Source organism: Pseudomonas sp. PA-5-4B (genome assembly GCF_021606215.1).
In the GTDB taxonomy this organism is placed as follows: Bacteria; Pseudomonadota; Gammaproteobacteria; order Pseudomonadales; family Pseudomonadaceae; genus Aquipseudomonas; species Aquipseudomonas edaphica.
This window is the reverse complement of the sequence record NZ_WKDB01000118.1, coordinates 1-9,504: the sequence shown is the minus strand read 5'-3', so window position 1 is coordinate 9,504 and position 9,504 is coordinate 1. Positions and strand designations below refer to the sequence as shown.

Annotated in this window: 8 protein-coding genes and 1 pseudogene; 7 read left to right on the top strand and 2 right to left on the bottom strand. The window is 61.0% G+C overall.

What is annotated here, in order from left to right:
• A pseudogene (locus GIW28_RS29995) lies at positions 1–130 on the top strand (collagen-like protein); the annotation flags it as partial.
• A gap of 105 nt (positions 131–235) precedes the next feature.
• On the opposite strand, the gene GIW28_RS29990 reads toward GIW28_RS29995, so the two are convergent.
• Positions 236–700, bottom strand: coding sequence for a CopD family protein (locus GIW28_RS29990; protein WP_236447687.1), 465 nt, complete (start codon positions 698–700; stop codon positions 236–238).
• Between the two features lie 99 nt (positions 701–799).
• Between GIW28_RS29990 and dinG the strand changes: the two genes are divergently transcribed.
• The 6 genes from dinG (at position 800) to GIW28_RS29960 (ending at position 9,271) form a co-directional block, all read left to right on the top strand.
• Complete coding sequence (gene dinG / locus GIW28_RS29985) at positions 800–2,944, top strand: ATP-dependent DNA helicase DinG (RefSeq protein ID WP_017137192.1); 2,145 nt, start codon at positions 800–802, stop codon at positions 2,942–2,944.
• Between the two features lie 98 nt (positions 2,945–3,042).
• Complete coding sequence (locus GIW28_RS29980; RefSeq protein ID WP_017137193.1) at positions 3,043–5,340, top strand: beta-galactosidase; 2,298 nt, start codon at positions 3,043–3,045, stop codon at positions 5,338–5,340.
• 82 nt (positions 5,341–5,422) lie between these two features.
• The gene (locus GIW28_RS29975; protein ID WP_017137194.1) at positions 5,423–6,568 is read left to right on the top strand and encodes an EstA family serine hydrolase; all 1,146 of its coding nucleotides are present in this window, start codon (positions 5,423–5,425) and stop codon (positions 6,566–6,568) included.
• 143 nt (positions 6,569–6,711) lie between these two features.
• Positions 6,712–7,869, top strand: coding sequence for an OmpA family protein (locus tag GIW28_RS29970; protein WP_099548575.1), 1,158 nt, complete (start codon positions 6,712–6,714; stop codon positions 7,867–7,869).
• A 27-nt stretch (positions 7,870–7,896) separates the two neighbouring features.
• Entirely contained in the window at positions 7,897–8,544 is a 648-nt protein-coding gene (gene pdxH, locus GIW28_RS29965) for a pyridoxamine 5'-phosphate oxidase (RefSeq protein WP_099548576.1), read from the top strand.
• Between the two features lie 262 nt (positions 8,545–8,806).
• Entirely contained in the window at positions 8,807–9,271 is a 465-nt protein-coding gene (locus tag GIW28_RS29960; protein WP_017137197.1) for a glycine zipper 2TM domain-containing protein, read from the top strand.
• Here the strand turns inward: GIW28_RS29960 and GIW28_RS29955 are convergent.
• A partial coding sequence (locus GIW28_RS29955) for a hypothetical protein (RefSeq protein ID WP_236490475.1) occupies positions 9,268–9,504 on the bottom strand: 237 nt, incomplete at its 5' end. The genes GIW28_RS29960 and GIW28_RS29955 overlap by 4 nt on opposite strands.

Below are 9,504 nucleotides of genomic sequence, written 5' to 3'. Positions count from 1 at the left end.
GGGCAAAGGCGGGCAGTCCAAGGGCTGCCTGGTGTACCGCGCCGATGGCGGCGATAAAGGCCGGCCAGGGCTGGAAGGCCAGCCGGGGCCGGCTGGGCCTGCGGGTGCTGTGACTATTCAGCGGCTTTGATGCGACTGATCTGACGCCATCGCGGGCAAGCCCGGCTCCCACAGGTTGGAATGCATTCCAAATGTGGGAGCCGGGCTTGCCCGCGATGGCGGACTAACAGCCGCCTCAGAACATCGGCCGCGCCGAAGCAATCGCCACCACCACCAACCCCACTATTAAATTAATCCCTACCAATTTGCGGATCTGCCCCAGCGCAGCCGCGCCCGCCGGCCAATCCTCAGCCGCCACCGCTGTGCGCAGTTCCGGGAACTTCAGTGCCTGGATGCGGATAAACAGCGCCGTCATCACCAGATACAGACCCATCATCACCTGCACATAGCGCGGCGCAGTCTCAAAACCACTGAAGCGCAGTTGCAACAGGCCGATGCCGCTGATCGGCAAAATCAGCACCGCGACCCAGACCCACACAAAAAAACGCTGAAACACATTTGCCCACAGCTTGAGCCGGGCAGGGCCTTCAAGTGCCGCCATGGCAGCGGGGCGCAGGATCATCCAGGCGAAAAACATACCGCCGACCCAAGCCAGGGCGGCCAATACATGCAGGGTGTAAGCGAGGCTAAACGCGGTCATTGTGGTACTCCGTTCTGCGCGGGATTAATTAGCGGGGTATGATAGCGGCCGATCCGAACCACTGAAAATTTATCCAGCGTTTTTTGCGCCCGACTATCCATGATCAGCACTGAACTCAAAACCACGATCCAGGGCGCCTATTCGCGTTTTCTCGAAGCCAAGAGCTTGAAACCGCGCTACGGCCAACGCCTGATGATCGCCGAAGTGGCCAAGGTCCTCGGGGATATCGACACCGACGACGAAGGGCGGCGCAGTGGCGACCCTGCGATTGTGGCTGTCGAGGCCGGCACCGGCACCGGCAAGACCGTGGCCTACAGCCTGGCCGCGATCCCTACCGCCAAGGCTGCCGGCAAGCGCCTGGTGATCGCCACCGCCACTGTCGCCCTGCAAGAGCAGATCGTCTACAAAGACCTGCCCGACCTGATGCGCAACAGCGGTCTGAACTTCACTTTCGCCCTGGCCAAGGGGCGTGGGCGCTACATGTGCCTGTCCAAGCTCGACGTGTTGCTGCAGGAAGGCCATGCGCAAACCGCCACTGCCTCCTTGTTCGAAGAAGAAGGCTTCAAGATCGAGGTGGATGAAGTCAGCCAGAAGCTGTTTACCAGCATGATCGAGAAGCTGGCCGGCAATAAATGGGACGGCGACCGCGACAGCTGGCCCACCGCTCTTGAAGATTCGGACTGGGCACGCCTGACCACCGACCACAGCCAGTGCACCAACCGCCATTGCCCCAACTTCGGCCAGTGCGCCTTTTACAAGGCCCGCGAAGGCATGGGCAAGGTCGACGTGATCGTCACCAACCACGACATGGTACTGGCCGACCTGGCCCTGGGCGGCGGCGCGGTGTTGCCGGACCCGCGCGACACCCTCTACGTATTCGACGAAGGCCACCACCTGCCGGACAAGGCAATTGGCCACTTCGCCCATTACACGCGCCTGCGTTCCACGGCCGACTGGCTGGAAACCACTGCCAAGAACCTCACCAAACTGCTGGCCCAGCATCCGCTGCCCGGCGATTTGGGCAAGTTGATCGAGCAAGTGCCGGAGCTGGCGCGGGAGATCAAGACTCAGCAGCAGTTCATGTTCAGCGCCTGTGAACAGGTCGCCGACTTCAAGCCCGGCGAAGACGTGGAGGGCCGTGAGCGGCCGCGCCACCGCTTTGTCGGCGGGCTGATCCCCGAGCATATGCGCGAAATGGGTATTGAGCTGAAGAAGGGCTTTTCACGCCTCACCGACCTGTTCACGCGCCTCACCGACTTGCTCAAGGAAGGCATGGATGGCGAGGTCAATATCGGCATCGCCAGCAACCAGGCCGAGGAGTGGTACCCACTGTTCGGCAGCCTGTTGTCACGCTCCCAGGGCAACTGGGAGCTGTGGACCGCCTTCACCGTCGAAGACCCGGAAGACAACCCGCCGATGGCGCGTTGGCTGACCCTGTCGGAAAGCGGTGCGCTGTTCGATATCGAGGTTAACGCCAGCCCCATCCTCGCCGCCGAAATGCTGCGTCGCAACCTGTGGAACGTGGCTTATGGCTGCCTGGTGACCTCGGCCACGCTGACGGCCCTGGGCACTTTCGACCGTTTCCGCATGCGCGCCGGGCTGCCGAAAAAAGCAGTGACGGCCGTGGTGCCGAGCCCGTTCCACCATGCCGATGCTGGCGTGCTGCGCGTACCGGACCTCAAGGCCGACCCACGGGATGCGGCCGCGCACACGGCGGCGATCATCCGCGACTTGCCGGAGCTGGTCGAAGGTTCGCGCGGCACACTGGTACTGTTTTCGTCACGTAAACAGATGCAGGACGTGTTTGACGGCCTCGACCGTGACTGGCGCAAACAGGTGTTTATCCAGGGCAACCTGTCCAAGCAGGAAACCCTCAACAAACACAAGGCGCGGGTTGATGGCGGCGATTCCAGCGTGCTGTTCGGCCTGGCCAGTTTTGCCGAAGGCGTGGACTTGCCCGGCGCCTATTGCGAGCACGTGGTGATTGCCAAGATCCCGTTCTCGGTACCGGATGACCCGGTCGAGGCAGCCTTGGCCGAGTGGATCGAGGCGCGGGGCGGTAACCCGTTCATGGAAATCTCGGTGCCGGATGCGTCCTTGAAGCTGGTCCAGGCCTGCGGTCGCTTGCTGCGTACCGAGGAAGACCGCGGCACTATCACCTTGCTCGACCGCCGTTTGGTCACGCAGCGCTATGGCAAAGCTATCCTTAATGCCTTGCCGCCGTTCAGGCGCGAAATTTCATAAGCCACCGTGGGCGAATCCGCCCACTTCGTGGTCTATCTCACTGCCAACGCTTTATGTCATCAGGCCAGTTATCGGCCGATTGGGAGAACCTTGTTCGTATGATTCGCACGCTGCCTGCTCTTTTTGCCCTGTTATTCGCTGCGCCCTTGATGGCCGCGCCTGCCGGGCAACAAACGCTGTTCAACTTCGTCCGACCTGCCGATGTGGTCAAGGTGGCGACTCAGGACGCCAGCCTGCCGCAATACAACGCCGAACAAACCCCCGAAGGCGAGGTGTTGCGCCGCATCACCTTCAACCCGGCGGCCGAACCGAGCCTGGTGCTCAGCCCGCAGGCCGGGAGCTGGGACTGGTCGCAATCCGGCGCCATGAGCCTGCGTATCCAGAGCGCCATGGACTGGGCGTTGACCCTCTATGTCAAAGTACAGAGCGTCGACGGCAAGACTCTGGTCAGCCGTATCGACCTGCCGGCCGGCCCGGCCCAGACCCTGTTGATCCCGTTGCAAGCCAACTCGCCGCTGAGCCAGGGCATGAAGGCCGGCCCGCCCATGCCGATCACCCTGGACGGCCAGCGTGTATTGCTGGCCGCCAGTGCTGGCGAGATCGACCGCAGCCAAGTGGCCTCGGTCACCTTGTCGATGCTCAAGCCCAACGCCGCCCAAAGCATTTTGCTTGAGCGTTTTGGCGTGCAGGACAGCGAGCCGGTGCTGAAGGCGGTCTACAGTGAGCTGGTGGACGCTTATGGCCAGTCCACCCGTGCGCGCTGGCCGGAAAAGGTCAGCACTGACGAGCAACTCAAAGCCGCAGCGGCCAAGGAGCAGCAACAGCTCAAGGGCTGGCTGGCCGAGCGTGACAAATCCGCTCTGGACCCATACGGTGGCTGGAACAAAGGCCCGGCGTTCGACGCCAGTGGTTTTTTCCGTACCGAGAAGCGTGACGGCCGCTGGTACCTGGTGACGCCGCAAGGCCATCCGTTCTATTCGTTGGGTGTTAACACCGTGGCACCGGACAACAACCAGACCTACGTGGCCGGCCGCGAGTGGATGTTCGCCGCGCTGCCCAAGGCTGGCGAACCGTTCGACAAGTACTACGGCAGTGGCGATAACCGGGGCGGCAACGGTGCCGATCAGGGCCGCGGCTTCAATGTCGGGCGTTGGTACGATTTTTACGGCGCCAACTTGCAGCGTACTTATGGCGGCGAAGGTTTCGACCAGAAGCGCTGGGTCAGCCACACCCTCGACCGCCTGCAAGCCTGGGGCTTCAACACCGTGGGCAACTGGAGTGATGAGGACCTGGCCCGCGCCGACCGTGTGCCCTACACCTTGCCGCTGTCGATTGTCGGTGACTACGCCAGCATCAGCACTGGCACCGACTGGTGGGGCGGCATGCCCGACCCGTTCGACCCGCGCTTTGCCATGGCCACCGAACGCGCCGTGGCCATTGCCGCCCGCGACCACCGTGATGACCCGTGGCTGATCGGCTATTTTGCCGACAACGAGCTGGCCTGGGCCGGCCCCGGCGATGATCCAAAATCCCGTTACGCCTTGGCCTATGGCACGTTGCGCATGACCACCGACGTACCGGCCAAACGCGCATTCCTCAAACAACTGCGCGACAAGTACCGTAACGAAGAAGGCCTGTCGAAAGCCTGGGGCATCCACCTGGCGGGTTGGGAGCTGATGGAAGACCCAGGCTTCGAGCCGCCGATGCCGAGCCCCGAACACCCGGAAATCGAAGCTGACTTCAAATATTTCCAGAAGACCTTCGCTGATGCCTACTTCAAAACCATCTCCGATTCGTTGAAATGGCACGCGCCCAACCAGTTGCTGCTAGGTGGTCGGTATGCCGTCAGCACGCCCGAGGCCGTGGCGTCCTGCGCCCAGTATTGCGACGTGCTGAGTTTCAACATGTACACCCTGAAGCCGCAGGACGGTTATGACTTTGCTGCCTTGCGCGCGCTGGACAAGCCGGTGCTGATCACCGAGTTCAACTTCGGCTCGGCCGACCGTGGCCCGTTCTGGGGCGGCGTGACACAGTTGGCCCGTGAAGAAGACCGTGGCGTGGCGTACAGCAACTTCCTCAAGCAGGCCATGGCCGAGCCATCGATTGTCGGCGTGCATTGGTTCCAGTACCTGGACCAGCCGGTCACCGGGCGCCTGCTGGATGGCGAGAACGGCCACTTCGGGCTGGTGGGCATCACCGACGTGCCGTTCCAGGGCTTTGTCGAGAGTGTGCGTAAAAGCAACCTGGCGGCGGTCGACCAACTGGGCAAGGAGGCCGAAAAAGCCAAGGCGGCCAGCAAGGTTCGCGAGAACGAAGGCGGCAAGTCCGGGCAAGAAGGCAAAGGCGCGGGGCAGGGCGCCGGGCATGCGGGTGGACACTCTGGAAATGGCCATTGATTCATCACTGACGGGTTCACAAAACCTGCAATGACTGGAACAATGTCGGCCACTTCTTACGGTGTTTTCCAAGGCGGCTTAGGTGCAGATTCAGGGTCATTACGAGCTCCAGTTCGAAGCGGTACGTGAAGCCTTTGCCGCGTTGTTCGATGACCCGCAGGAGCGTGGTGCCGGGCTCTGTATCCAGATCGGCGGCGAAACCGTCGTCGACCTGTGGGCCGGTACCGCCGATAAGGACGGTGCCGAGGCCTGGCACAGCGACACCATCGTCAACCTGTTCTCCTGCACCAAGACCTTCACTGCCGTCACGGCCCTGCAGCTGGTTGCCGAAGGCAAGCTGAAACTGGATGCGCCAGTTGCCGACTACTGGCCCGAGTTTGCCGCGGCGGGTAAAGAAACCATCACGCTGCGCCAGTTGCTCTGCCACCAGGCCGGGCTGCCGGCGATTCGCCAGATGCTGCCGACCGAAGCCCTGTATGACTGGCCACTGATGGTCGACACCCTGGCGGCCGAAGCCCCGTGGTGGACGCCGGGCGAAGGGCATGGCTACGAGGCCATCACTTATGGCTGGTTGGTCGGCGAGTTGCTGCGCCGTGCCGACGGGCGCGGGCCGGGCGAGTCGATTGTGGCGCGGGTTGCGCGGCCCCTGGGCCTGGACTTCCATGTCGGTTTGGCGGACGAAGAGTTTTATCGGGTTGCGCATATAGCGCGCAGCAAAGGCAATATGGGCGATGAAGCCGCGCAACGTTTACTTCAAGTAATGATGCGCGAACCTAATGCCATGACCACCCGTGCATTTGCCAACCCACCGTCTATTCTGACCAGCACTAATAAGCCCGAATGGCGGCGGATGCAGCAGCCAGCGGCAAATGGTCACGGTAATGCGCGCAGCCTGGCAGGTTTTTATAGCGGATTGTTGGACGGTAGTTTGCTTGAGAGCGACATGCTCGAACAATTGACCCGCGAACACAGTATCGGGCCAGACAAAACATTATTGACTCAAACCCGTTTCGGTTTGGGGTGCATGTTGGATCAACCGCAACTGCCCAATGCGACCTTTGGCCTTGGCCCGCGTGCGTTTGGCCACCCTGGCGCCGGTGGTTCGGTGGGGTTTGCCGACCCTGAGCGCGATGTAGCATTTGGTTTCGTGACTAATACACTGGGCCCTTATGTACTTATGGACCCGCGTGCGCAGAAGTTGGTCGGAATATTGGCCGGTTGTCTGTAAAGAGCTTGCTGTTTCACGTTTTTTTGTTACAAAGGCAAGTATAAGAAGGCGCTGAACGAAATTGTGTAACTTTACTGTTCTCTAAGCGTCTGTTTAACGGGTCAACCAGGCCCCCCGTTTTTTTCTCATTTTGTGGATACCTCATGTTATCGAACAAGTCCTTGGCACTGGCGCTGTGCCTCACTATTACTGGCTGCGCACAAACACCACAAAGTGATGCCGAAGGTGGGCACTGGTGGTCATTTGGATCTGACAAGGCTGCTACCAAGGACGCCGTGACACAAACCGACGCCAAGCCGGATGCCAAACCTGCCGCCGGCGCCAAGCCTGTCGAACCTGTGGCCGCCGCTGCTGCTCCAGCGCCTGCACCGGTAGCCAAGGCTGACACCGGCTTCAACTGGTGGCCGTTCGCTGCCAAAAGCGCCGACGAAAAAGCGGCGGATGCCAAAGCCGACCTGAAAGCCGACCTCAAGGCCGCAACCCCTGCTTCCACGCCGGATGCTGCGCCTGCCGTCGCCAAGACCGACACCGAAACCAAATGGTGGTGGCCGTTCGAAAGCAAGCCAAAGCCACTGGCCAAGGTTGATGTGACCAACGTGCAGATGCCCGATCCGAAAATCACCCAAGCCTGGCTGGATGATTATGAGCCGCGTCTGCGCGCCGCCATCAAGGACAGCAACCTGCAACTGGAACGTCGTGACAACGTATTGGTCGTGATTGCCCCGGTGGACGGCTCCTACAACCCGAAACGCCCGGCAATGCTGCTGCCGGTCACACTCGGCCCGTTCACACGCGTTGCCAAAGCTGTTGAAGCTGACCCCAAGACCGCGGTCCTGGTCCTGGGTCACGTTGATGCCACAGGTACCGCCCCGGCCAGCCAGGCGTTGACCAAAGAACGTGCGCAATCCATTGCCTCTATCTTCAGCCTCAGCGGCTTGAAGCAGGATCGCTTGATGCTGCGCGGTATGGGCGACCTGATGCCGCGTGCCGCCAACGACAGCAATCAGGGGCGTGCGCTGAACCGTCGCATGGAGATCATGTTCACTCAGCGTACAACTATGTTGGCGCTGCTGAGCAAGTACAACTCGGGCAAACCACCGGTCGCTGACATGGTCGCTGTGCAAACTGCGCCAGCCCCTGTGCCGGCTCCGGCTGCGAAAAAAGCCGCCCCGGCGAAAAAAGCCCCGGCCAAGAAAGCTGCCGCCAAGCCCGCTGCGAAAAAAGCCGCTGCCAAGCCTGCCGCGAAAAAAGCCGCACCGAAGGCTGCCGCCCCGGCTGCGAACGACCAGGCGAAAAACTGATCCGTTGAAACAGAAGGATAAAGCTGCATGACCCAGGCACTGGCCGATATGCGCCGTGACTACACACGGGACGGTTTGAGCGAGGCCCAGGCCCCGGACGAGCCGTTTGCGTTGTTCCACCAATGGTTTGGCGATGCGGTGAAAACCGAGCAGCCACCGGTGGAGGCCAATGCCATGACCCTGGCCACGGTCGACCAGGACGGTCGCCCGCACTGTCGCATCCTGCTGCTCAAGGGCCTGGATGCACAGGGTTTTACCTTCTTCACTAACTATCAGAGCGCCAAGGGTGAACAACTCGCGGCGCGGCCGTTTGCGGCCATGACCTTCTTTTGGCCCTCCCTGGAGCGCCAGGTGCGCATCGAAGGGCGGGTGGTCAAGGTGACGCCTGAAGAGTCGGATGCCTATTATCAGGTCCGGCCTTTGGGCAGCCGTCTTGGCGCCTGGGCATCGCCGCAAAGCCAAGTCATTCGTGACCGTGAAGAGCTGCAGGAGCTGCTCAAGCAGACCGAACAGCGTTTCAGCGATACCCAACCCGACTGCCCCGAGCATTGGGGTGGCTATCGTTTGTTGCCTGAGCGCATCGAGTTCTGGCAAGGCCGCGCCAGTCGCCTGCATGACCGCCTGAACTATCGCCTGCAAGCGGGCGAGTGGACGCGCGAGCGCCTGGCGCCCTGAGCTACACCTTTCGTCATTCCATCTGAATGGTGATCATCACGCCGAAGTCTCTACACAGAGGCTTCGGCGTTTTTGATTGCGTGACTACAATAAAGAGCGCTTCCACGTGATTTTTGGATCGGGGCGGGAGCTACCGTTCGTCGAGTTTTTTGGTGCTGGCAGTCTGTACTCAGGCTGAATGAAAGCAATTTTCTGGCGTGCTTGCCGTGACAGGCGCCAAGCAGCGGCGTCTAATGAATACCTGTCCTTTGGAGTTGATGCTATGCGTAAGTCTGTTTTACTAGTTGCCTGCTTTACCACCCTGTCGTTGCTGTTGGGTGGCTGCGCCTCGAGTCTGACCGGCGACTCGTACTCCCGTGACGAGGCGCGTCGTGTACAGACCGTTCGCATGGGCACCATTGAATCCCTGCGTCCGGTGAAAATCGAAGGCACCAAGACCCCAATCGGCAGTGTTGCCGGTGCAGTGGTCGGCGGCGTTGGCGGCAGCGCGATCGGTGGTGGCCGTGGCAGTATCGTCACTGGCGTTATCGGTGCGGTTGCCGGTGGCTTGCTGGGTTCCGCCGCTGAAGAAGGTCTGACCCGCACCCAGGGTGTTGAAGTTACCGTTCGCGAAGACGACGGCAGCATGCGCGCCTACGTCCAGGCCGTCGACCCTAACGAAATCTTCCGCATTGGCGACCGCGTGCGCATCATGACGGTTAACGGCACCAGCCGTGTAACGCGCTAAGCGCTGGTTGTAGAAACGCAAAACCCCAACCGGGTGACGGGTTGGGGTTTTTTATTGCCTGCGGTTTTTTGAGAAAGTGCAGGCAATAAAAAAACCGCTTTAGTAGGGCGGTTTTTATTGCAAGCCATGTCTAAGTTTGCCTGTGGCGAGGGAGCTTGCTCCCGCTGGGCCGCGGTAGGGTCCCCTGCTTTTTTATCAAAAAACAAGGGCCCCTCCACCCCCCACCCGGGGCA

Coding starts and splice junctions, on each gene's coding strand:
- GIW28_RS29990 (WP_236447687.1), bottom strand. CDS start 700: ATGACCGCGTTTAGCCTCGCTTACACCCTGCATGTATTGGCCGCCCTG.
- dinG (WP_017137192.1), top strand. CDS start 800: ATGATCAGCACTGAACTCAAAACCACGATCCAGGGCGCCTATTCGCGT.
- GIW28_RS29980 (WP_017137193.1), top strand. CDS start 3,043: ATGATTCGCACGCTGCCTGCTCTTTTTGCCCTGTTATTCGCTGCGCCC.
- GIW28_RS29970 (WP_099548575.1), top strand. CDS start 6,712: ATGTTATCGAACAAGTCCTTGGCACTGGCGCTGTGCCTCACTATTACT.
- pdxH (WP_099548576.1), top strand. CDS start 7,897: ATGACCCAGGCACTGGCCGATATGCGCCGTGACTACACACGGGACGGT.
- GIW28_RS29960 (WP_017137197.1), top strand. CDS start 8,807: ATGCGTAAGTCTGTTTTACTAGTTGCCTGCTTTACCACCCTGTCGTTG.